19 protein-coding genes are annotated in these 21,540 nt (G+C 62.4%); 5 read left to right on the forward strand and 14 right to left on the reverse strand.

Annotation, left to right across the window (positions count from 1 at the left end):
• Positions 1-18 precede the first annotated feature (18 nt).
• Positions 19-3,330: a formate dehydrogenase subunit alpha gene (gene fdhF / locus SG26_RS18640; protein ID WP_050038440.1), complete on the reverse strand. Its 3,312-nt coding sequence runs from the start codon at positions 3,328-3,330 to the stop codon at positions 19-21.
• The gene (locus SG26_RS18645; RefSeq protein ID WP_050038441.1) at positions 3,327-4,850 is read right to left on the reverse strand and encodes an NADH-ubiquinone oxidoreductase-F iron-sulfur binding region domain-containing protein; all 1,524 of its coding nucleotides are present in this window, start codon (positions 4,848-4,850) and stop codon (positions 3,327-3,329) included. The genes fdhF and SG26_RS18645 overlap by 4 nt, the downstream gene beginning before the upstream one ends.
• Before the next feature lie 178 nt (positions 4,851-5,028).
• Here SG26_RS18645 and SG26_RS18650 point away from each other — a divergent pair, with 178 nt between their 5' ends.
• Complete coding sequence (locus tag SG26_RS18650; RefSeq protein ID WP_011222717.1) at positions 5,029-5,298, forward strand: hypothetical protein; 270 nt, start codon at positions 5,029-5,031, stop codon at positions 5,296-5,298.
• A 21-nt stretch (positions 5,299-5,319) separates the two neighbouring features.
• On the opposite strand, the gene SG26_RS18655 is transcribed toward SG26_RS18650, so the two are convergent.
• Positions 5,320-5,700, reverse strand: coding sequence for a Rid family detoxifying hydrolase (locus tag SG26_RS18655; protein WP_007190568.1), 381 nt, complete (start codon positions 5,698-5,700; stop codon positions 5,320-5,322).
• Between the two features lie 90 nt (positions 5,701-5,790).
• Positions 5,791-6,201 (reverse strand): EamA family transporter, encoded by a 411-nt coding sequence (locus SG26_RS18660; RefSeq protein ID WP_004966000.1) that lies wholly within the window; start codon positions 6,199-6,201, stop codon positions 5,791-5,793.
• 172 nt (positions 6,202-6,373) lie between these two features.
• Between SG26_RS18660 and SG26_RS18665 the strand changes: the two genes are divergently transcribed.
• Together SG26_RS18665 and SG26_RS18670 are read left to right on the forward strand one after the other, a co-directional pair.
• A complete protein-coding gene (locus SG26_RS18665; RefSeq protein ID WP_050038442.1) occupies positions 6,374-7,624 on the forward strand; it encodes an NAD-binding protein in 1,251 nt (416 codons plus the stop codon).
• A gap of 102 nt (positions 7,625-7,726) precedes the next feature.
• Positions 7,727-9,583, forward strand: a complete 1,857-nt coding sequence (locus tag SG26_RS18670; RefSeq protein WP_050038443.1) for a BCCT family transporter — start codon at positions 7,727-7,729, stop codon at positions 9,581-9,583.
• A gap of 18 nt (positions 9,584-9,601) precedes the next feature.
• On the opposite strand, the gene SG26_RS18675 is transcribed toward SG26_RS18670, so the two are convergent.
• Both SG26_RS18675 and SG26_RS18680 read right to left on the reverse strand, forming a co-directional pair.
• Positions 9,602-10,174, reverse strand: a complete 573-nt coding sequence (locus SG26_RS18675) for an aminodeoxychorismate/anthranilate synthase component II (protein ID WP_014031214.1) — start codon at positions 10,172-10,174, stop codon at positions 9,602-9,604.
• Positions 10,171-11,682 carry an anthranilate synthase component I family protein gene (locus SG26_RS18680; protein ID WP_050038469.1) on the reverse strand — a complete coding sequence of 504 codons (1,512 nt, stop codon included), beginning with the start codon at positions 11,680-11,682 and terminating at the stop codon, positions 10,171-10,173. Before SG26_RS18680 ends, SG26_RS18675 begins: the two co-directional genes overlap by 4 nt.
• Positions 11,683-11,999: 317 nt before the next feature.
• Between SG26_RS18680 and SG26_RS18685 the strand changes: the two genes are divergently transcribed.
• Positions 12,000-12,893: a bifunctional methylenetetrahydrofolate dehydrogenase/methenyltetrahydrofolate cyclohydrolase gene (locus SG26_RS18685; RefSeq protein WP_050038444.1), complete on the forward strand. Its 894-nt coding sequence runs from the start codon at positions 12,000-12,002 to the stop codon at positions 12,891-12,893.
• 42 nt (positions 12,894-12,935) lie between these two features.
• Here SG26_RS18685 and SG26_RS18690 read toward each other — a convergent pair whose 3' ends face one another.
• Complete coding sequence (locus SG26_RS18690) at positions 12,936-13,136, reverse strand: hypothetical protein (protein WP_050006944.1); 201 nt, start codon at positions 13,134-13,136, stop codon at positions 12,936-12,938.
• 151 nt (positions 13,137-13,287) lie between these two features.
• Between SG26_RS18690 and epsC the strand changes: the two genes are divergently transcribed.
• Entirely contained in the window at positions 13,288-14,151 is an 864-nt protein-coding gene (epsC, locus tag SG26_RS18695; protein ID WP_050038445.1) for a serine O-acetyltransferase EpsC, read from the forward strand.
• A gap of 202 nt (positions 14,152-14,353) precedes the next feature.
• Here epsC and SG26_RS18700 read toward each other — a convergent pair whose 3' ends face one another.
• From SG26_RS18700 to SG26_RS18730, 7 genes are all read right to left on the reverse strand, one after another.
• Positions 14,354-15,658 carry a dicarboxylate/amino acid:cation symporter gene (locus SG26_RS18700; protein ID WP_014031210.1) on the reverse strand — a complete coding sequence of 435 codons (1,305 nt, stop codon included), beginning with the start codon at positions 15,656-15,658 and terminating at the stop codon, positions 14,354-14,356.
• A 332-nt stretch (positions 15,659-15,990) separates the two neighbouring features.
• On the reverse strand, positions 15,991-16,923 hold the full coding sequence (locus SG26_RS18705; RefSeq protein ID WP_014031209.1) for a DMT family transporter: 933 nt from the start codon (positions 16,921-16,923) through the stop codon (positions 15,991-15,993).
• A 322-nt stretch (positions 16,924-17,245) separates the two neighbouring features.
• Positions 17,246-17,884: an HAD family phosphatase gene (locus SG26_RS18710; protein ID WP_044952822.1), complete on the reverse strand. Its 639-nt coding sequence runs from the start codon at positions 17,882-17,884 to the stop codon at positions 17,246-17,248.
• A gap of 1 nt (position 17,885) precedes the next feature.
• The gene (locus SG26_RS18715; protein ID WP_014031207.1) at positions 17,886-18,260 is read right to left on the reverse strand and encodes a Rid family detoxifying hydrolase; all 375 of its coding nucleotides are present in this window, start codon (positions 18,258-18,260) and stop codon (positions 17,886-17,888) included.
• 10 nt (positions 18,261-18,270) lie between these two features.
• Positions 18,271-19,113: an SDR family NAD(P)-dependent oxidoreductase gene (locus tag SG26_RS18720; RefSeq protein WP_050038446.1), complete on the reverse strand. Its 843-nt coding sequence runs from the start codon at positions 19,111-19,113 to the stop codon at positions 18,271-18,273.
• 49 nt (positions 19,114-19,162) lie between these two features.
• The gene (locus tag SG26_RS18725) at positions 19,163-20,332 is read right to left on the reverse strand and encodes a mandelate racemase/muconate lactonizing enzyme family protein (protein WP_050038447.1); all 1,170 of its coding nucleotides are present in this window, start codon (positions 20,330-20,332) and stop codon (positions 19,163-19,165) included.
• Positions 20,333-20,376: 44 nt separating this feature from the next.
• Complete coding sequence (locus tag SG26_RS18730; RefSeq protein WP_050038448.1) at positions 20,377-21,528, reverse strand: hypothetical protein; 1,152 nt, start codon at positions 21,526-21,528, stop codon at positions 20,377-20,379.
• Positions 21,529-21,540 lie beyond the last annotated feature (12 nt).

The raw sequence follows: 21,540 nt of genomic DNA on the forward strand, positions 1-21,540 counted from the left end.
GAGGCTAACTGTGCTGATTCAGTCGTCGCCAGCGCCTCGTTTCCGAATCTGTTTCCCACCGGCGTCTGGCGTTCGAAGGACTGTCTCGTCCGTCTCCGGGCCCAGCACTTCCACGCGGACGCTGGATATCTTGTACTCGGGGATACCGGCAGTCGGGTCGAACGTCTCGCCGGTGAGTTTGTTGACCGCGCCGGCGGCGAAGTGCATCGGGATGAACAGCGTCCCCGGACCGACGCGGTCAGTGACCTGCGTCTTGACGACGATGTCGCCCCGTCGAGACTCCACGCGGACGTACTCGCCGTCGGCGATACCGAGCTTCTCGGCCGTCTCGGGATGGACCTCGACGAAGCTCTCGCCGACGTGGCTCATCAACCCCTCGACACGGCGGGTAATCTGGCCCGTGTGCCAGTGATACAGTACGCGTCCGGACGTGAGCGTCAGCGGGTATTCCTCGTCCGGAATCTCGCCGGGGTGCCCGCCGTCGGCGGGGACGAAGCGGGCTTTGCCGTCCTCGAAATTGAAGTTGCCTTCCTCGTAGTCGTAGAGGTACGGCGTCCCTTCGTGGTCCTCGTCCCAGCAGGGCCACTGCAGGCCGTGTTCCCCGCCGGATTCGAGGCGGTCGTACGTCACGCCGCCGTAGATGGGTGCGAGCGAGTTGATCTCGTCCATGACCTCCCGCGGGTGGTCGTAGTCCCAGTCGTAGCCCAGCCGACGGGCCAGCGCTTGCGTTATTTCCCAGTCCTGGCGGGCCTTGCCCGGCGGCTCAGACGTGGGCCGAACCCGCTGGATGCGTCGCTCCGTGTTGGTGAACGTACCGTGTTTCTCCGGCGAGGTGGCCGCCGGCAGCACCACGTCGGCGTAGTCTGCCGTTTCGGTCATGAAGATGTCTTGCACGACGAGGAACTCTAGGTCTTCCAGGGCCTCGGCGGCGTGCTGGATGTCGGGTTCTGAGAGCGCCGGGTTCTCACCGACGACGTACATCCCGCGGAGGTTCCCCGCGTGGGCCTCGGCGAGCATCTCCGGCACTTTGAGTCCGGGTTCCTCGGGCGGTCGCTCGCCCCAGGCGTCGGCGAACTTCTCGCCGACCTCGTCGTCGGCCGGGTTCTGATAGCCCGGGAGACTCCCCGGAAGCGTGCCCATGTCGCCGCCCCCGCCCTGGACGTTGTTCTGGCCGCGGAACGGCGAGAGGCCGGCGCCCGGCTTGCCGACCTGCCCCAGCACGAGCGCGAGGTCGGCCATCGCGATGAGGTTCTCCGTGCCGTGGCTCTGCTGGGTCATCCCCATCGCCCAGCCGAACACGACGCTGTCGGCCTCGGCGAGCGTCTCGGCCGCCGAGGCGAGTTCTTCCGGCGGCACACCGGCCAGTTGCTCGACTTTTTCGGGGGTAAAGGCCTGGACTTTCTCCTCGACTTCCTCGAAGTTCCTCGTGTTGCGTTCGATGAAGTTCTCGTCGTGGAGGTCGTTCTCAACGATGTACCGAATCAGGCCGTTGAGCCAGGCCACGTCGTAGCCGGGGTTCGTCCGGGTGTACTGGTCGGCGTGTTCTGCGATGCCGATTTTCCGCGGGTCGAACACGACGAGGTCGGCCCCGTCGCGGACGTTCTGCTTGATTCGCGTGGCGAGCACCGGATGGGATTCCGTGGTGTTGGAGCCGCTGATGAGGTAGGCGTCGGCCTCGCCGATGTCCTCGTTGATGCGGTTGGTCATCGCGCCGTAGCCGAGCGTCTGCTGGAGCGCGGCGACTGTCGAGGAGTGACACAGCCGGGCGCAGTTGTCGATGTTCTTCGTGCCAAGCACTTGCCGGGCGAACTTCTGGACGAGATACGCCTCCTCGTTGCTGCCCTTCGAGGAGGCCAGACAGCCCAGCGAGTCGATGCCGTGCTGGTCCTGAATCTCGGTGAAGCGCTCGGCCACGTAATCGAGCGCCTCCTCCCAGGTGGCCGGCTCGAGTTCGCCGTCGTCGTTGCGGAGCAGCGGCTCGGTGACCCGCTGTTTGCTGTTGGCGAACTCGTGGCCGAACTTCCCTTTTACGCAAGTCGAAAAGTTGTTCGCGGGCGCGTTGTCAGGGTCATCTACCGGGACGACGCCGAGTGAGTCGCCGTCCTTACCCCACATCTCGAACCGGCAGCCGACGGCGCAGAACCCGCAGGTCGTCTCCTGTTTGTCGATTTTCGAGAGGCGGTAGTCGCTGACCGCGCTGGCGATGTCGAACAGTCGGCCCTCGGGCATCGTGTTCGCCGCGATGCTCTCGGCGGTGTGTTCGCCGGCGAGGAACGCCTTCTTCCCGTAGTCCTTGGCGATGTCACCGGCCCGCCGTTTGGCCGCTGAGGCGAACTTTGCGAGGCCTTTCTTCCCCGGCGCCGCTCTCGGGTCGCCGGGCTCGAACCCGCGGTTCGGGGCGGTGGTGTCGTCGATGGTCTCGACGTCCTCGTGTTCGATGACTGTCCCGATGGAGTTCCGTTGCGTGAAGCCCGGCAGCGGGAGCGTCGCCGCGCCGTCGATACCCTTCTCGGTCAGCGAGCCGGTGGGACAGACGGTGGCGCAGTGGCCACATGAGACACACTCCGAGTCGTGCATGGTTTCGGCGTCGGACTGGAAGCCGATACGGGTGTCCTCGCCGTGGCCCTCGATACGGAGGACGCCTTCGACCTGCACGTCGTTGCAGGCGTCGACACAGCGGTTACAGAGGATGCACTTGTTACGGTCGATCTGGATGAACGAGGAGGTGTCGTCGATGGGTTCGTACTGGTCGCGCTCGTCGAAGACGCCGTAGCGGGGGTGATCGACGCTCTCGCTGATGGCGGCGTCCTGCAGTTCACAGCGGCCGTTGCCGTTGCAGGTGGTACACCGGAGGTTGTGGTTCGACAGCACGAGGTCGAGATTGACGCTACGGGCCTCCTCGGCGTCAGGGGTGTCTGTCGAGACGGTGAGGCCGTCCTCGGCGGGGAACGAACACGACGGGACGAGGCCGTGTTCGTCGGTCTCGACCATGCAGGTGCGACACTCGCTGCGCGGGCCGATCTCGTCGCTGCAGTCCCCATCGCGGTCGTAGTAACACAGCGCTGGCACGTCGGCGTCGTCTTCGACGCCCTCCGCGCCGGGGTCGACGCTGACGATATCGTCGTCGAGGTCCTGTAGCGCGTCGATGATAGTCGAACTCGGGGCGACGGTCACTGGCTCGCCGTCGACGGTAAGCGTCGTCGGGTCGTCTGTGTCGGTTCCCACGTCGGGGTCGTTGGCGGTGCCGGTCTCGAACTCGTGAGTGACTGGCGTCTCAGGCTGTGGGTCGTGCAGGTCGGGAACTCGTGGAATCGATTTGTCTGTGCTCATAGCTTCTCCGTACAGGTGCCGCTGGGACAGTGGCCGTCGGTGTGAGCGCGGAACTCGGGTTCGAACTCGTCGATAGCTGTGGTCACTGGCCGCGGCGCGTGCGCGCCGGTCTGGCAGTTACTCGACTGACGCATCACGCGACCGAGTTCACGTATCTTGTCGTTCTCGAACGAGCCGTCGTATATGTCGCGCAGCAGTTCAGCGAGCTGCTTCGTTCCCTCACGGCCGGGCACACACCGGCCGCTGTTCTCCATCGATGCGAACCGCGCCCGCTTCCCAACCGTTTCAACGGTACATCGACCGGTGTCGAACAGTTCGACGACGCCATTGGTTCCGAGCCCGGCAGCCCGGAGCGACTGTGCGGTCGGTGCCATATCAAGACTGCGCGTGACACCGCCGAGGACGCCGCCAACACAGGCCATTTTGAACGACCCGTCCATCTCGACCGCCTCGCGAACCGCTGCGAGGCTTGCGCTCGACCTGAGTTCGACTGTCGCCGAGTCCGCAACGTCGCCGGCGACCGCTACGATTCGCGTCCCGGGGTCCGCCGCGTCAGCGTCGACGCTACCGGGCTCGGCGACGGCCTGCTGGACTTGCGCAAACGTCCGCGGCGTGTGGACGACTGTTGGGCGGCCGTACAGGCCTCGTTTGGCCGGTGATGGCGGCTGGAGCCGCGGTTCGATGCGGTCGGCCCCTTCCAGTGCTTCGAGCGCCGCCGTGGGCTCGCCGGCGCGGAATTCGTCCGGGCCGGCTACCAACTGTGGAACGACAGGGAGGGTGTCGGCGGCTGCGTCGATTGCCTCGCGGAGGTCTGCTTGCACGTCCGTCTGCGACTCGTTTACATAGACGACAGCGTCACCAGCGTCCACGTACTCGGCGACCGCCGCAATCCCGTCGAGGACTGCCATCGGTGCGCCGGACAGGAGCGTGTCGTCGCCCGTCGGGAGGTCGCTGGCGTCGTTGGCGTTACAGACGACCACTGGGTCACCGTCGGTTTCGCTGGCTGTTTCCCACGTATCGGCGACCGGTTCGTCAGCGGCGGCGTCCCCGCGACCGCGGCCCAGCAGCCCGGCTCCCGCTGCAACGTCGGCGGTCCGTTGGGTCGAGACGAACGACCAGTCGGCCGGCGAAAGCGGGGCGACCCAGCCACAGGGGCCCAGTACGTTGCGGCGGCCGACTGAGAGCGGGCCACGCTCCGGGGCGGGGAGCGAAGCCGTTTCGGGGTCGTGCTCGACGACAGCGTCCGCATCGGCTGTCGGTACTGTCCCCGCTTCCAGTTCGTCGATGAGGTCACGGACGGTCGCCGGTGACGGGTCGCTGTAGAAGGCCGTCCGTCCGTTACGCGTGACTATCACTAGCGGTGTGGCTGCTGTGATGCCCGTCGGTCCCGTCCTGACGACCGGTGTCGAGTCCGCCGTCGTCCGCGCCGCGGAGAGGACCCGGTCCCCGTTCTGTGACCGGCCGTCCGTCGACACCCGGACGGCGGTCGAATGAGCGAGGGCCGTGGTTTCCCGTGTCATACTCTGTGCCTCGTGTTGAACGATTAAAAACCCCAGCCGAGCGGTCCCGGGACCACTGGTTGCAGTGGCGTCATCGACCCACACAACATATCACTTGCTTACACAATAATGGGACAGCGCTGGCCGAGTCGTTCCGCTGAAACAATGAGGCAGCGGGACGTTACCCCCAATCGAAATCATGAACCCACGGTTCGAGGAAGTCAAGACGGAGGCGTCAGCCGCGATAACCGAGGCCGACCTGCGCTCGGTGTACACCGGCATTATCCACGAGGACGGCCGCCACGAGTACTATTTCGGTAACGACACCGAGGAGGCGGCCGAACTCCGCGAGGCAGCGGCCATACAGCTCGGAATGTTGCTTCGCGTCCTTGCGGACCGCTCGGACAGTAGCGTCGACGAACTGACGACGCTCGCCGCAGAGCGAGCAGAACAGATGGAGTTGCGATAAGATACGGAACGGCCGCGCTCGCTACTCGGTGGTCGCGATAGCTTCGATTTCGACCGCTGCACCTTTCGGGACCGCACCAACGCCGACGGCGCTCCGCGCCGGTGGCTCCGATTCGAAAAACTCGCTGTAGGCCTCGTTGAACGAGTCGAAGTCGTCGATGTCGTCGAGATAGACGGTTGTCTTGAGTACGTCGTCCAGCGAGAGGTCTTCTGACTCCAGAATCGCCGCGACATTGTGAAGACACTGCCGCGTCTGGTCGGCGACTGGCTCGTCGTCGAGGAGTTCGCCGTCTGTCGTTAGCGGGAGCTGTCCGGCGGTGATGAGGAGGTCGCCGTTCGACGTTGCCTGACTGTACGCGCCGACCGCGGCCGGTGCTTCGTCGGTACTGACTACGCGCTTCATATCCGGCCGTACCTGCCCCCATCTCATAAACCCCTGCTGTGACGGGGGACACTCACACAACGTTCTCGAAAGCCAACCAGTTGTGTCCAGTCACTGATTGATGACGACAATCGCTATCAGCGCCAGACCGATGCCGGCGGCTTTCGTCAACGTCATGGACTCCCCGAACGCGATAACGCCGATGACTGCGGCAGTGATGAAGTACATCCCGCCGATGGTGGACACGATCGACGTGGGCCCCACAGTCACGCCGACGAACGTCGAGACCACGCCGACGGCCGCCGCGACGCCCGCTGCGCCGGCAAACATCATCCCCCGGTTCGTGACGACGAACGATGCGTCTGAGACAACGACGTATATCCCGGTGACGACCGTTGCAGCGGCGTACGACACGAACGCCGCGGTCTCCGGATCCATTGTACTTGACGCGACGTTGCCAAACGCTATCCAGAACCCCCAGGCTATCATCGTCCCGAGCCCGAACAGGACGGCAGCGTTCATTTGTCCGCTCTCCAGATGAGTCGGCTCCAACTCTCTCTAAGCGTCCTTGGCGAACGGCGACACCCATGCTCGTGCAATCGACGCATTGATTTGGTCGTATGTGGCCCGCTGACTTGAGTTCGGTGCCCGCTCGCCGCGTGTTTTTTATATTGACTCCGACAAAAGTATGCTAATGACTAACGTCCCAGAAGACTCGTCGGACCGGACGCTGGAGGACGTGTTCTATCCGGCTGACAGAGTCCCGTTCGTCGAGTGGGACGAGCTATCCGGCGCAAAACCGACGGTCGTCCTGACCGGGACGGTCGCGCTGCTGGCGTTCGTGACCGGCCTTTCGAATCTGAGTCAGGCATCGCTTGCACTTAATGGCCCGCTGACCGCCGTCGTCGACCTTCCGCTACCGTTCGTCAGGTTCGGTGGGGTGTTGTTCGCGTTCATCCTCGGCATCGTGACGGTCGGGCTCCAGCGGCGCAAACAACTCGCGTGGCGCGTGGCGGCCGTCGTGCTTCTCGGTCTGGTAGTACTGCCGCTTACCACGTTTCAGCCAACTGACATCCCGTTGTTGTTGCTGACGCTGGTCACGTACCCGCTGCTGGTCCGCAACCGTCACCGGTTCGACCAGTCTCTTGACCTCTCGCCGATTCAGATCGCATCGCTGTCGGCGATTTTTGGCGTCGTTCTCTACGGGACCGTGGGTGCCTACGGGCTGCGAGGCCAGTTCCTCGAACTCGACAGTTGGGGCGACGCCGTGTACTACGTCGTCGTCACAATCGCGACGGTTGGTTACGGCGATATCACACCTGTGACAGCGGAAGCACGGTGGTTCTCGCTCTCTATCATCCTGTTCGGAACCGGCGCGTTCACCGTCGCCGTAGGCGCGCTCATTGGCCCCGCTATCGAATCCAGAATGGCGACAGCGTTCGGAGTCATGACAGCATCAGAACTCACACTCCTCGAGGACCACGTCGTGGTTCTTGGGTACGGAGACGTTACGGCATCGCTGCTTGAGGAACTGGGCGACGAGACGGAGGTTGTGGTTGTTACCCCCGATGAGGAGACGGTCGCGTCGCTGCAGGGCGAGGGCGTGAATCTGCTCACCGGTGATCCCACCGATGAGGATGTCCTCAGGGACGCACGCGTCGGGACCGCAAGCGGTGTTGTGGTGGGGAGTAACGACGATGCCCGCGACGTGCTTGCGGTCATCGCGACGAAGAACGTCAATCCGGACATCAGAACAGTCGCGGCGGCGACCGCCGAGAAACACGTCGAAAAGTTCCGCGCTGTCGGGGCGGACGAAGTTATCAATCCCCGCTCTATCGGCGGGCGGCTCCTGGGCCAGTCGGTGCTGGGCCGCGGGTCGAGCGAAGCACTGCTGGACGGAATCGAGACGGACGGCGACGGACCCGAAGCCGACGCCCCCGAGTAAACTGTCTTGCAGCCTGCTACCGACAGGATCGAGACGCCCTGACTCCAGTTTGAAGCGCGCTCTGGGATAGTAATATATGTATTCGATACTGAATATCAACGTATGGCCACCTCGGACGCCAGTGGCATTTCGGAGATTGTCGGCCGGCTACTCGTGCCACTGTGTGCCGCGTCCGGGGCGCTCGTGCTCGCGGGGTTCTTCTTTCCGACGCTCGTCGGCGAAGCCGTGACCGGCCCGGCGTGGCTGACTATCGCGCTCGTGTTTTTCAGCTCGGGACTCTGTTACATAGCGCTCCTTCCCTACTCCGAAGACGCCACTGCGCCGGCCGCGGCCGATGTCCTGCTCCGTGTCCGCCGGACCAGTATCAGGCGGGCCGTCCGCGAGTTCCTCACACAGCACGAGCCAGCCATCCTCGCGTTCCCGGTGCTCGTGTTCGCCGCGTTCTTCGGGCTCCAGATCGCATTCCCTGCACGGACGACGGGTGCCGTCGACGCCGCTGCTGCCACAGTCCTTCGCGGCGGCGGCCCGCTGTTTCTCGCCGCGGTCTTCCTCTCGGTCTGTTACTGTCTGTTTCTGTTGCTTGGGCCCTGGGGTGAGATCAAACTCGGCGGTCCGGACACGGAGCCAAGCTACACGTATCCGACGTACTTTACGCTCGTTTTCACCGCCGGCATCGCGGCCGGACTGGTGTTCTGGGGCCCCACTGAGGCCCTGTTTCACTACGACCAGCCACCGCCGTACATCGGGGCAGCAGCCGGGTCGCCGGGCGCCGTCAACGGCGCGCTTGTGTACACCCTCTTTCACTGGGGCGTCTCGGCCTGGAGCGCCTACGCTGTCATCGGCGTCCCGATAGCGTACTTCGCGTTCACGCGGGGCGCTCCGCTCCGGGTCTCGACAGTGCTGGCACCGCTGCTCGGTGTCGATACACTCGATTCGGCCTGGGCCACACTGGTCGATACGCTGGCCGTCTTTGCCACTATCGGGGGCATCGCCACCTCGGTCGCACTCGTGAGCGAGCAGTTCCTCGCCGGGATCAATTACCAGTGGGACGTGGCGGCCGGTGAAGTCGGACCGGTCCTGTTCGTCGGCGGATTGACGCTGATATTCGTGGTCTCCAGCGCGACCGGGATTCACCGCGGCATCCGTCGCATCGCCGGTCTCAACGTCGTCCTGTTCGGACTGTTCGCGCTCCTCATCGTTGCCGTCGGTCCGCGGTCGTTCATCCTCCAGCGCGGGACGCAGGCACTCGGGACCTACGTGGTGGCGTTCGTGCCGTTGAGTCTCCACACGGGCGGGCAGTGGGTCGCGGCGTGGACCGTCTGGAACTGGTCGTGGTGGTTTTCGTGGGCACCCTTCGCAGGGCTGTTCATCGCCGCACTCTCCCGCGGTCGCCGGGTCAGAACCGTCGTGTTCACGAGCGTCGTCGCGACCTCGACAGCGACGATGGTCTGGTTCCTGCTGCTCGGTGGCACGTCGCTGTTCATCCAGCAGACGGGTCGGGCCGATATCCTCGCCGCTATCGCACAACGCGGTGGTTCGGAAGCCATTGCCGGGTTCCCGCTGTTCGCGTCGTTGCCGCTTGGACAGCTCCTGATGTTCCTGTTTCTCGCACTCATCATCGTGTTCATGGCCACATCGGCGGACACCTCGACGCTCGTCGTTTCAGTGCTGGCGACGCGACGGGGGATGGCACCGTCGGCGACGCATATCGTCTTCTGGGGCGTTTTTCAGGGTGCGGTCGCCGTCTCGGTGTTGCTTCTCGGGGGCGCTGAGACGCTACAGGCGCTGGCCGTTCTGACCGGCGGCCCGTTCGCCGTGATATCGCTCGTGGCGGTCGGTGGGCTGACCGTGACATGGTATCGGGACGAACAGGACCACACATCCCTCGTCAGACGTGCGGTCAGGAAACTGCCGGACATTCAGACGCATCACGATGTGGACCCACCAGAAAAGAAATAAACCGCGGGCGCTGCGGTTTCAGGCCTCGGCGATTCCGGTACAGAAGTTCTCGACGATCTGTTTCCCGGCGTCAGTGAGGATGCTCTCCGGATGGAACTGGACGCCGATGTGTGGTTTCTCGGCGTGCTGGACGCCCATCACGACGCCCTGCTCGTCGTTGGTGTAGGCCGTCTCCTCCAGCTCGTCCGGGAGCGCTGCCGCCTCAACGGCCAGCGAGTGATACCGCCCGACCTCGAACGGGTCGTTGATCCCGTCGTATAGCCTCGTTCCATCGTGGCGGACTTCCGAGGGCTTCCCGTGGACCACGCTCGGCGCGTGGCCGACAGGAGTCCCGTGGGCCGCACAGAGCGCCTGGTGGCCCAGACAGACGCCAAGCGCCGGGTACTCTGTCTCGGCGAACACGTCGATGGACACGCCGGCCTCTGCGGGCGTCCCGGGCCCCGGCGAGACGACGATGCCGTCCGGGTCGAGTTCGTGGATGCCCTCAACATCGATAGCGTCGTTCCGGCGGACCGTGACATCGTCGAACTCGCCGACGTACTGGACCAGATTGTAGGCGAAGGAATCGTAGTTGTCGATAATGAGTATCATCGCATCCCCTCCATCGGTTCGGTCTCGGATTCGACGGCGAACGACCCCTGTTCGCCGAGCGCCTCGTCGACGGCAGTAACGAGCGCCCGGGCCTTGTCCAGTGTCTCCCTGTACTCCGCCTCTGGAACGGAGTCGTGTACGATGCCGCTCCCGACGCGGAGGCGGTACTCGCTGTCGTAGTGAACCAGCGTCCTGATCGTGATGTTCAGCGTCGCACGGTCGTCGAAACCGAACATCCCGATACTGCCGGTGTAGGGCCCCCGTCGGGTCCGCTCCACCTCGTCGATAATCTCCATCGTCCGCGGCTTCGGCGCGCCGGTGATGGTCCCACCGGGGAACACGGCTGCGACCGCGTCGGCGATGCTCACTGCGTCGCGCAACTCCCCTTCGATGAGGGAAACGAGGTGCATCACCTCGGAATACCGGTCGACGCGGCGGTACTCGGCGACGTCGACGGACCCATACTCGCTGACCTTGCCGAGGTCGTTGCGTTCGAGGTCGACCAGCATGGCGTGTTCAGCCCGCTCCTTCTCGTCGCTACAGAGGTCTGCCTCAAGGTCCTCGTCTTCGGACGGCGTCGCGCCTCGCGGGCGCGTCCCGGCAATCGGCTCCGTGAGCAACTGGTCGCCATCGACGTCCAGCAACAGTTCCGGGCTGGCGCTGACGAGGTCGACGCCGGGGAACTCGAGCAGGGCCGAATACGGGGCCGGGTTCACCCGGCGGACGGCGTCGAAGGTGTCGACTGGGTGGACGGCCGCCGGGGCGGTCAGCCGGTGTGAGACGTTTGTCTGGAACGTGTCGCCGTCCCTGACGTACTGTTTTATTTGCCGGACGCGGTCGGCGAACGCTGCTTCGCCGCACTCGCTCTCGAACGTGGCCTGACTCGCAGCGGTTGGCTGGGACTGGACGTGTTTCTCGCCGTGGATGGCGTCCTGTGCTAGCTCTCGGGCCATCGTCCGGCCACGCTCGAATGCCGATTCAGGCGACCCGTTGACGGTGGGACAGGCCGTTACATGTATCTCGACGTCGCCGTCGTGTGGCTCCTCCCACGCGGCGATGCAGTCGAACACGCCAAACTGAAGCCGTGGGAGGCCGTCCGAAACGGTAGTCTCTGGGATATCTTCCAGTTCCCGTGCCACGTCGTAGGAAAGCCAGCCGAACGCGCCACACGGGTACGGAACCGTACAGTCGCCGCGCTCTAGGTGTTCGCGGTCGAGTAGCTCGTCGATGGTCTCGATACTCGGACTCCCGCCGTCCTGTGCGGGCGTCGCGCTCGCAGAGACTTCGATTTGCTCGACCGGATCGACGCCGAAGTACCCCCAGCCGGATTGCCCGCCGGTCGTCTCGAGGTAGAAGCCGTCTGTGTTCCCGTCCCGGGCGCGGCGATACGCCTCGAACGGGTCAGGGACTGTGACGCGCGCTTCGACCGGCACGCGAGCGCCGTCCGCTGCGGTCCTCGCGGTTTCGATGAACGATTCTCTGTCGGTGCTGAACCGAATCTCACTCATAGTGCAGTTGCTCCCGGACGAGAGGCTCATGCCTCCCGGTATGGTTGTATAGACCAAGCATGGGTCAGGACAAAAACCTTCGGTACCTCGTCCCTTTGCCGGAAATACTGTCGAATTGTCGACCGCTTGTGGTTGCACGCTGGACGAATAGCCGATGTCACTTCAAAGGCTGGATTATTCCCCATCGCCGACTATTCCGGCGGGGGTTGAGACGAGTATCGAACGCTTGCCCAGCCCCGACAGCCGACCGTCCAGCAGCGGTTCCCACTCCGGACGCCTGACCGGGGACTCCCGGGCCGATAGCGAACACAGCAATAATGACTACAATAATCGACGGCAACGAAATCGGCGACCAGATCACAGCGGGCGTCGCGGCGTGCACGGACACACTCGTCAGCGAGGGTGTCACACCAGGGCTGGCGACGGTGTTGATGAGCGACGACGGCGCGAGTGAAACGTACGTCTCGATGAAACAACAGGCCTGTGAGGAGATCGGCATCGAGGGGTTCCATTACGAAATTAGCGCGGACGAACCGGCTGAGACGCTGTTTTCGGCCATCGACGAACTGAACGCGGACCCGGACGTCCACGGCATCCTCGTCCAGATGCCGGTCCCCGACCACGTTCCCAAGCGCGACGTCTTGGAGCGGATCGATCCAATGAAAGACGTCGACGGGTTCCATCCCGAAAACGTCGGCCGGCTCGTCGCCGGCAATGCTCGATACAAGCCCTGTACGCCCCACGGAATACAGAAGATACTGGCCGAAACTGGTGTGGAGACGGAGGGGAAAGACGCCGTTGTCGTCGGTCGCTCGGACATCGTCGGCAAGCCGATGGCGAACCTGCTCATTCAGTACGGGCCGGGCGGAAACGCGACAACGACCGTGTGCCACTCCCGAACTGACGACCTGGCCGAAAAGACTCGCAACGCCGACATCGTGATCGCCGCCGCCGGGGTTCCGGAAATGATAGACGGATCGATGCTCTCGGCGGGTACGACAGTTATTGATGTGGGCATCAACCGGGTTGATGCTGACACGGAGAAGGGGTACGAACTCGTCGGGGACGTGGACTTCGAGAGCGCCAAAGCGAAGGCAGACGCCATCACGCCGGTCCCGGGCGGCGTCGGCCCGCTCACCATCGCGATGCTGATGTACAACACCGTGAAAGCCGCCAGCCTGCAGTCCGGCGTCGATATTTCACTCCCGTAGGATGGGCGCGCTGGCAGTCCGCCGGGCTACCTGCGTGGATTGCTACACGGTTTCGACTTCGCCACATTCCGGGCACGTAATCAGGAGTTCACCGGCCGGATTCTGTCCCTCTTCGATGACGTTGTGGCCGCTAGCACACTGTTCGTGCATATACACCTCGTGGCTGTCGTGCTCACGCAGCCAGATGTGGCCCTCCTCCGGTGGGGAGACGATGCCGTGACAGAAGTAGCACTCGCCGTTCATACAGACTCGATGACAAGCCAGTATCAAATAGCTACCTCTCAGTGTGGGATGCTGCTCGTTTTCAATTCTACAGCGTCAGCGAGAACACAACATATAGCGGAAAAGACAACTATTGTTTCAAAACTAAGATGGTTCAGCCCAACCATCCGATATGGACTACTGTTACACGGGCGACACACACGAGAAACTGTTCGAGGCATACCAGGCCGACGAAGAGCCGTTTCCCACACAGACACAGATGGAGTTTCCGCGGCGGGAACACCGACGGCCGGAAGTCGACATCCTCAAGCGACTGTTCTTCCCGACCTGCTGGAACGCCGCTGAACTGGTCCGGGACGAACTCGCCGTGCTGGACCGTCTCGACACCCTTGGTGGCCTCTTCTTTGCCGGTATCAGACCGTACGCCGGATCTGACCCCGCCGAGACAGTCGACGCCGTCATCGATCAGCTCCCAGCGGTTCGCGCGCGACTCAAAAAAGACGTCGAGGCCGCGTTCAAAGGCGATCCGGCGGCGAAGACGTACATGGAGATAATCCGGTCCTATCCGGGCTTCATGGCGATACTCGTACAGCGGGTCGCACACACACTCTACGAGGCCGGGGCATCCGAGTACGCTCGCGAACTCACCGAATACGCCAAGACTGAGACCGGTATCGACATCCACCCCGGCGCTGAAATCGGCGACTACTTCTTCATCGACCATGGAACCGGTGTCGTCATCGGTGAAACCACGACCGTCGGCGAGTGGGTACGCCTCTATCAGGACGTAACGCTCGGCGCGCTCCACTTCGAGGCCGACGAGAGCGACGAACACAGACTGAAAAAGGGGTACAAACGACACCCCGACATCGGCGACCACGTCGTCATCGGCGCGGGCACGAAAGTTCTGGGCGCTATCACCGTCGGCGACCACGTCAGCATCGGGGCGAACTCCTGGGTCACCGACGACGTTCCGGACGAGACGAAAGTGTACGTCACTGACCACCCGACACAGGAACGGAAACGAACCAAATAACACTGCGACGGTACCGCACGGTTTCTGAAACCGCAAAACTACACTACTCGTCGGACAAACGGGCCTGACTGGTGTCACCGGCCCGGAAATCGCTCACACTGCTGTTGTCAGTTCAGCCGCGAGAAGTATTTCGGCTCTTATAGGTTAAGATAACAACTGTACCAGCATTAGTTTCTGTTTCAATCTCTACCGCCGTGGTCCTCTAGTCGTCACCGGGAACGAACTCGGCGACGCCGCTCAGATTTCGTGACCAGACGCCCTCATTTAGGTCGAGTCCGTCGTTCCACTTCCCGACGACGGTCGAAACCGCGAGGTCGCCGGTGACGTTGTTCATCGTTGCAATCCGCCCGAGGATCGGGTCGACGCCAGCGACGAACCCGACGACCTCCAGTGGGAGGCCGACCTGTGTGAGAATCACGGTGAGCATGACGATGCCCGCTCCCGGAACGCCGGCGGTTCCGATGCTGATGAGGACGGCCACTATCAAGACGAAGACCTGTTCAGTGAGCACCAGTGGCTGTCCGACGACGTTCGCGGCGAACATCACGGTGACTGCCTGCCGGATGGCGGCCCCGTCCATGTTCGCCGTCGCACCGACTGGGAGGGTGAACGAATACACCCGCTCGGCGATCTGCAGGTCTTCGTCCGCATTGCGCATCGTGACAGGGAGCGTTCCGCTCGAGGACCGAGTCGCGAACGCGGTCACCATCGCGTCTTTCGCCCCGCTGAGGAACGCAATCGGCGACACGTCGGCAACCACGCCCATCAAGAGAACGAGATAGGTGAAGCCGATGTGAATGACGATTGCGATAGTGACTGCCAACACGAGTTCGCCCAGTGAGGAGAACAGGCCGATCCCTTCAGTGCCGATTCCGGACGCCATCAGCGCGAACACGCCGAGCACACCGAATTCGAGGACTCCCCGAACGATGACAAACATCGCTTCAGCACCAACCTCAAACGCTTCGAACACCGAATCGACGCTATCCGCGAGCGCGTCTTGCTGGGAGCGGACGTACGTCAGCGCGATTCCGAATACGATGACGAAGAAAACCGTCGCCAGCAGATTCCCCTCCGCGAGCGCCGCGACCGGATTGTTCGGCACGATTCCGAGAACGACATCCAGCAACGACGGCGGTGCTTTCGATTGCGCTTCACCGCCGCCGAATTCGAGGCCACGGCCCGGCTGAAGCACGTTCGCAACCGCAAGGCCAATGATGCCTGCGAGGGTCGTCGTCAGGGCGTAGAGCCCGACTGTCGCACCGCCGATCCTCCCAAGCTTCGCGGGGGAGAGCTGTCGAATCCCGGTCAGCAGTGTGAAGACGATGATCGGGATGACCAGCATATTGAGCAGCCGAAGGAAGAGGTCGCCCACTGGTCTGACCACGGCCATCTGCTCCCCGAACGCGATACCGGCACCTGCACCCAGTATGAAGGCGACGAAGATACGCCAGATGAGTGGGATAGATCGATACCGGCTCCATAGCGTGTGAATGGGTTGTAGCATAGTATACAGCAACGGGTAGTCTTATAAAAACCCGTCAGCCCCGCCAGTATGTGCACGCGGCTATGATGCGGGCTTCGCTTACAAGATCCCGTTTGCAGACGGATTTGTCGGTACATAACAAGTCCTGTCGCCGATCCACTGAAAAGATAACAAAATAGCGGCTGTAGTCCGCTTGTTTTCAGAAACCCGAGGCCGCTGTCACTCCTGCCTGACGGTCATTATTGCCGTTTCCAGCTTCGCTGTTTATTTTCTCGAACCCATCAGGGTGGTCCACTCAATGACTGTCTTCGGACTCCGTTCAAGCAGTGACGGCCTGCGACCCCTGACTCCATTCAGTCCGCCGGGGGGCTGGTTTTCGGTTCGACGACCCGACGCAGTTCCGCTCGCAACGTCGCCCACTTCGCTGCGATGAATCCCATGAGGATGCATGCGAACCCACCAACGGTCGCGAGTGTGACCTGCTGGTCAAGCACGAGCCAGCCGGCGAGCGCGGCGAACAGCGGAATCACGTACTCGATGAAGCTCATCTCGATAGGACCCAGCTGGTCAAGTAGCCGGAAGTACAGCAGGAAACCGCCGATACCGGCGACGACGGCCAAATACAGTAGCGCCGCAAACGCGGACAGCGTCCACGATGCGTCTGCAAACGACTGTCCGGGGAGCGCGAGCACGGTGACATGGAGCACAACGGCCCCGATAGCCATCAACCACGCCTGTGTGGCCAGAAACGACATCGACGGACTGGTATCGTGCGTGACGACGGCCGGGATAGCAAACGCCAGCGCCGACGCGAACACGAGCGCGATCCCGATAGTGCTGCTGAGGAGATTCGCCGGGTCGGGGTCAGCGATGACGATGACGCCGACGAACCCGAGTACTACGCCGACACCGGTATTCGCGGTGAACGTGTCATCGCTGGACGCGAGCTTCGTCAGCGCGGGCGTCACGACGGGGACGAGACCGAGCAGGACGGCGGCGACAGCCCCGGTGACGTACTGCTGCCCGGTGAACAAGAATACGTGGTGGACTCCGATCATAAGCGCACCGCCGACGACGACGTACACGTAGTCATCGCGCGTTTGCGGTCGTTCTAGCGACCCTGTAACGGCTAACGCGGCGAACAGGAGGACGGAGGCGATGTCGAAGCGGGCGGCGGCGAACGGTACCGGCGGCAGGTCGGCGAGGCCGACGTCTGTCGCCATGAAGGCAGTACCCCAGATTGCAGCCAGGAGGAGAAAGCAACCGGTCGTTCGATAGCGACTCATTCAGTTGTCGGTCACCTCCCGACGGTAAAAGGGCCGTCGAAGCCCGTTGCAAATTGCTAGATGTTGCCACTGCGCCAGCGAACACTTGACGCAGAGCTGACGGCTACATCGGATCTGCTGGGTAATACCGGCCGGAGTCAGTACGTTACTTCGACAGTGGGCCGACTCTCACACCGAACGCTACGTCTCTTTGAGGACGGGTGTCTGGATATACTCTCTACTATCTGAACGAGGAAAAGATGGTTTTGAAAGCATATATTGTAAAGACACTGGGACAATATACTCACTTGGAAATATACACCCTCATTTGGAGATTACGAGGCTAAATTCTCGGGATGAGGTTTTGAACCTCTCGTATGTCCGCACTCTCTACGATTGTATCCGCTTCGTCGATTGCTGTCTCGGGAATGCGTTCGTCCGGGTCGAACAACACCGCGGTATCTGCCTCGACGAACGCCTCCGTATCAGTGTGTGAATCGCCGATATAGGTGATTGACGAAGGGTTCTGCTTGATTCGAATCTCTCTCAGTAGTTCTCCTTTCTGGTCGGGCCCGACACCGACATCGATACCCGAAATCCGGCCATCTTCGAACCGAAGCCAGTTTCCGCGAACGAACGCTGGCTCGTACTGCTCGAACTGCGTCGCGAGGTTTGCAACGCCGGCGCTGAGAATGCCGAATCGGATATCCGTATGCTGGAGGTGGTTGAGGAGGTCGACGGCACCCGCTTTCGGCTTGACGGCCCGGGTCGCACGGGTGATATCTGCTCTGGTGATATCGTTCGCACGCCACACGTCGACCGCGCCTCGACACCACTCCGCGAACGTAATCTGACCGGCCTCGAACCGCTCCATCAGTGTATCGGCCGCGGGTGTCGTTCCGTAGAGTGTGTGCAACAGCTCGAACCCACCCCGCTGTCGAGTGAGTGTCCCATCGAGGTCGAACACTACTAGATGCGACATACTACCGTTCCGCGATAACTTCTATCTCGACGTCGATGTCCACTGGTAGTTTAACTACCTCCACAGCGCTGCGAGCGGGATAGGGGGGTGACATGAGCTCACCGTACACTTCGTTCACCTCGTCGTAGTACCGCATATCCTTCACGAAAACCGTCGCTTTCACCACATCGTCGAGTGAAGCGTCACCGGCATCCAGAACAGCAGCTACGTTCCGGAGTGTGCGCCGAGTCTGTTCGGCGGGCGTGCCCTGGATTACCTCGCCGGTATCCGGGTCGACCGGTCCCTGACCGGAAACGTAAATGCGGTCACCGCTAGCGATTCCTTGCGAGTACGGGCCGATACTATCGGGGGCGTCGTCAGTTGTTAGTTCTTCCATGGGTCGTGAGTCAATTGGTTGTCGGCTGGTCGTCTGCGTCGTAGACTTCGTTGATGAACGATGTCGGCAGGCTCGTCGTCAATCCGCCGTCGAGCACCAGATTCTCACCGGTAACGAAACTCGACAGGTCGGAGGCAAGGAACAGGGTCGTATCTGCGACTTCCCGCGGTGTGCCGAACCGACCGAGTGGGTACTGGTCGAGCCAGCGCTCCCGTGCGCTCGTCTCACCGGTCCGTTCCTCCGTGTTTTCCATCTCTGCCCGCCTGTTCGCTGTTTCGATGGTCGCCGCCGAAATAACGTTCGAGCGGATTCCGTGCTGACCGTAGTGGGCGGCAATGTTCCGGGAGAGGGCCAGCAGTCCACTTTTCGCCTCGGAGTAGCCGGAGAGCCCGATACCGAACAGGCCGTTGACTGAGCCCATATGGATTATCGACCCACCGCCAGCGGCGACCATCGCTGGCAGTACCTCTTTGCTCAGGAGGAACTGGCTTTTCAGGTTCAGGTCGAGCATCGACTCGAAGGTGTCCTCGTCACACCGGTGCAACAGATTGGCGGACTCGTCTGCGCCGCCAGCGTTGTTCACGAGCACCCGAACGTCCCCGAACTCCTCGATGGTCGTGTCGACGAGGTCCTGTACCGCCGCCCGGTCTGTGACGTCACATTCGACCGGAACAACGCGGCCATCGTGTGTGTCGGTCAACTCCGTCGCAACCGCTTCGACGTCCTCGTAGGTGCGCGAGCAAACGACGACGTCGCCACCCGCTTCGGCGAATCGGGCCGCAATCTCGCGCCCGATACCCCGCGACGCGCCAGTCACTATGGCTGGCCGGTCCGCTAATGATAGCTCTACCATGACACCGACACCCACGTAAGCTGCCCTCTTGAAAGTTGCTCTCCGCCGCTCATGTGATTCGATACTCCTCGACGGCGTCCACGTCGATACTGATGCCCAGACCGGGCCCCTCCGGGGCAGGGAGGCAGCCGTCGCTGACGTCGAACGGAGCCTCGATGACGTCTGCCTCCCAGCCGTAGTACGTCGAATCCGGGGGCAGCGAAAAGCCCGGGATACCGGTGAACGCGTGAAGGATAGCCGCAGTCCGAATCCCCAGGTCGAACGCACAGTGGTGCGTAAAGGGAACACCGGCGTCTTCGAGGATGGCGGCCTGCTGTCGAATACCACTGATGCCGCCGGCAGGAGTCAGATCGATAACGCCGACGTCCATTGCGCCGGCTTCGACCAGCGATTGCAGATTATGAGAGATGTACGTATCCTCGTTCGGCGCGATGGGCTGCTGGAGTCGTTGCCGAAGCCGAGCTAGCGACCTGTGTGAGTCGACTCGAATCGGCTGCTCCATGTACTGCAGGTAGATTCCAGCGTCTTCGAGCATCGCGCCGACCCGAACTGCCTGGTCGAGCGTCCAGCCCTGATTTGGGTCGAGTCGGAACTCAAGCTGCCCGTCGACCTCGTCGTGCATCGCTTTGATTCGCTCGACGTCTTCTCGCCAGTCCCGACCCGCTTTTGTTTTGAGAACAGTGAAGCCAGCTTCGAGCGCTTCTCGGGCCTTGATGCGAGATTCTTCGGGCGAGAGGATGCCGAGGCAGAACGCAACGGGGACAGCCGTCGGTGCAGTACTGTTGCCATCGACGTTCTGCCGGTGTTGCTGAGTGCCCTGTGTCGGTGCGGTCCACCCGCCGAGCAGCTCGTACACCGGTCTGTCGAGGGCTTTGCCGACGATGTCCCAGCAGGCTGTCTCGACAGCCGCAAAGAACATATCGACGTTCGTGTACTCGACGAACACCTGTCGTCGGAGTCGCTCGATTTCGAACGGCGACTGACCCTCAATCATCGGGCCAACGCCGTCCTCGATAATGGATTCAGTAGCCGCCGGTGACAGGAAGACGCGCATCTCGCCCCAACCGCTAATTCCCTCATCTGTGTCGACACGGACGAGGACGCGTTCCATCGAGTGTAGCTTCCCGTGATTTGTCACGTACGGCCCGATTCCGAGATGTTCATCTAGGTCGGCCAGCGGTACATCTACAGTGACCGCTGACACGCCGGTTATCTCCATGCAACCCAGTCGTTCGGGAACCGATATCAAAGTACCGCTTGCCCCTATCCGTTCACCGAATCGATGGCAGTTCCGACCCACTCCAGTGACTGCTCCGGGAGCAGTCCGTAATTATAGAACGAGAGCCGCGGCACTCCTGTCGCGTTGAGGGTCTGCACGATATCGACAACGGTCGCCTCGTCGTTGATGGCTGGATGTCCCGGCAGGAGACCGACGTGGAGTGGCACGTCATCAATTACTGTCTCAACGGCGTTGTACGCCTCTATGACCGCTTCGCTCGTCGACTCGTAAGCCGGAAGGCAGTAGTAATCGACGTGGTTCGAGAGTGCCTGCAGGTCGGCCCCGACGACCCACTCGCGGCCGGGCTCCGGTGCGCCGACGTAGTAGCCAAGCGGTGTCGTTCCAGCGGCGTCAGCCAGCGTGGCGTACAGTGATGCCAGCGTCCGTTCGCGGACATCGACGTACGCGGCGACGGTGCTGTGGTCCGCGAGCCACTCCTCCGGTGGGTGCTCGTGTGACACGTCGCCGGCGACGATATCGTCTATCGTATCGGCGACAGTCGAACGTACCCGCTCAGCATCGACACCCGCGGCCTTTGCGTTCTTGCGACAGTGTGGACAGAAACACAACCCGAGCAAGAATTCTCCGAGGACTCCCAACCGTGCGTGAATCTTCTGGTGGTGCCAGCCAAAGCCCGTCCCGTAGAAGTAATCGAACGTTTCCAGTTCGATACGAGCGAACTCATCGCGGGACGACAAATCCGAAACCAGTGCCGAGAGATACGTCTGGACCGCGGGCTGGGAGGGACACAGGCCGAAGACCAGGTCGTCACCGTGTGCAGATTCCAGCGTGTACTCTGGATTGGCCATCCCGAGCCGAGAGTTGTGACAGCCGACTGTCCACGAATTGAGCGTCAGGTCAGACAAACCGGCGGCGGCGTTTGCGACCCAGTCGCCGTCCATTCCCTCGTACGGAACCGGTTCGAGGTCCCCGTACTCCGGGCCGGGCTCGAAATACGAACTCGCGCGGGCAAACAGCGTCCGTCGCTCCGGACTGTGCGGCGTGAATGCCTGCACAGTGTGATAGTTCGTCGCGAGGTTCAGCTCGTCGATGCCGATGTCACGCAGTCGCCGTTCCACCTCCACTGGCCCTTCGTCCAGAAGGTCCCACGGGTACGCCCACATCGCGAATTCCATACGCGACCAACT

Source organism: Haloarcula sp. CBA1115 (assembly GCF_000827835.1).
In the GTDB taxonomy this organism is placed as follows: domain Archaea; phylum Halobacteriota; class Halobacteria; order Halobacteriales; family Haloarculaceae; genus Haloarcula; species Haloarcula hispanica.

Bases quoted from the DNA above. Each gene is read 5' to 3' on its own strand.
- SG26_RS18710 (WP_044952822.1), bottom strand. From the start codon at position 17,884: ATGTCGCATCTAGTAGTGTTCGACCTCGATGGGACACTCACTCGACAG.
- SG26_RS18680 (WP_050038469.1), bottom strand. From the start codon at position 11,682: ATGAGTGAGATTCGGTTCAGCACCGACAGAGAATCGTTCATCGAAACC.
- SG26_RS18730 (WP_050038448.1), bottom strand. From the start codon at position 21,528: ATGGAATTCGCGATGTGGGCGTACCCGTGGGACCTTCTGGACGAAGGG.
- SG26_RS18720 (WP_050038446.1), bottom strand. From the start codon at position 19,113: ATGGTAGAGCTATCATTAGCGGACCGGCCAGCCATAGTGACTGGCGCG.
- SG26_RS18700 (WP_014031210.1), bottom strand. From the start codon at position 15,658: ATGCTACAACCCATTCACACGCTATGGAGCCGGTATCGATCTATCCCA.
- SG26_RS18665 (WP_050038442.1), top strand. From the start codon at position 6,374: ATGACTAACGTCCCAGAAGACTCGTCGGACCGGACGCTGGAGGACGTG.
- epsC (WP_050038445.1), top strand. From the start codon at position 13,288: ATGGACTACTGTTACACGGGCGACACACACGAGAAACTGTTCGAGGCA.
- fdhF (WP_050038440.1), bottom strand. From the start codon at position 3,330: ATGAGCACAGACAAATCGATTCCACGAGTTCCCGACCTGCACGACCCA.
- SG26_RS18670 (WP_050038443.1), top strand. From the start codon at position 7,727: ATGGCCACCTCGGACGCCAGTGGCATTTCGGAGATTGTCGGCCGGCTA.
- SG26_RS18690 (WP_050006944.1), bottom strand. From the start codon at position 13,136: ATGAACGGCGAGTGCTACTTCTGTCACGGCATCGTCTCCCCACCGGAG.
- SG26_RS18685 (WP_050038444.1), top strand. From the start codon at position 12,000: ATGACTACAATAATCGACGGCAACGAAATCGGCGACCAGATCACAGCG.
- SG26_RS18715 (WP_014031207.1), bottom strand. From the start codon at position 18,260: ATGGAAGAACTAACAACTGACGACGCCCCCGATAGTATCGGCCCGTAC.
- SG26_RS18675 (WP_014031214.1), bottom strand. From the start codon at position 10,174: ATGATACTCATTATCGACAACTACGATTCCTTCGCCTACAATCTGGTC.
- SG26_RS18655 (WP_007190568.1), bottom strand. From the start codon at position 5,700: ATGAAGCGCGTAGTCAGTACCGACGAAGCACCGGCCGCGGTCGGCGCG.
- SG26_RS18705 (WP_014031209.1), bottom strand. From the start codon at position 16,923: ATGAGTCGCTATCGAACGACCGGTTGCTTTCTCCTCCTGGCTGCAATC.
- SG26_RS18650 (WP_011222717.1), top strand. From the start codon at position 5,029: ATGAACCCACGGTTCGAGGAAGTCAAGACGGAGGCGTCAGCCGCGATA.
- SG26_RS18725 (WP_050038447.1), bottom strand. From the start codon at position 20,332: ATGGAGATAACCGGCGTGTCAGCGGTCACTGTAGATGTACCGCTGGCC.
- SG26_RS18645 (WP_050038441.1), bottom strand. From the start codon at position 4,850: ATGACACGGGAAACCACGGCCCTCGCTCATTCGACCGCCGTCCGGGTG.
- SG26_RS18660 (WP_004966000.1), bottom strand. From the start codon at position 6,201: ATGAACGCTGCCGTCCTGTTCGGGCTCGGGACGATGATAGCCTGGGGG.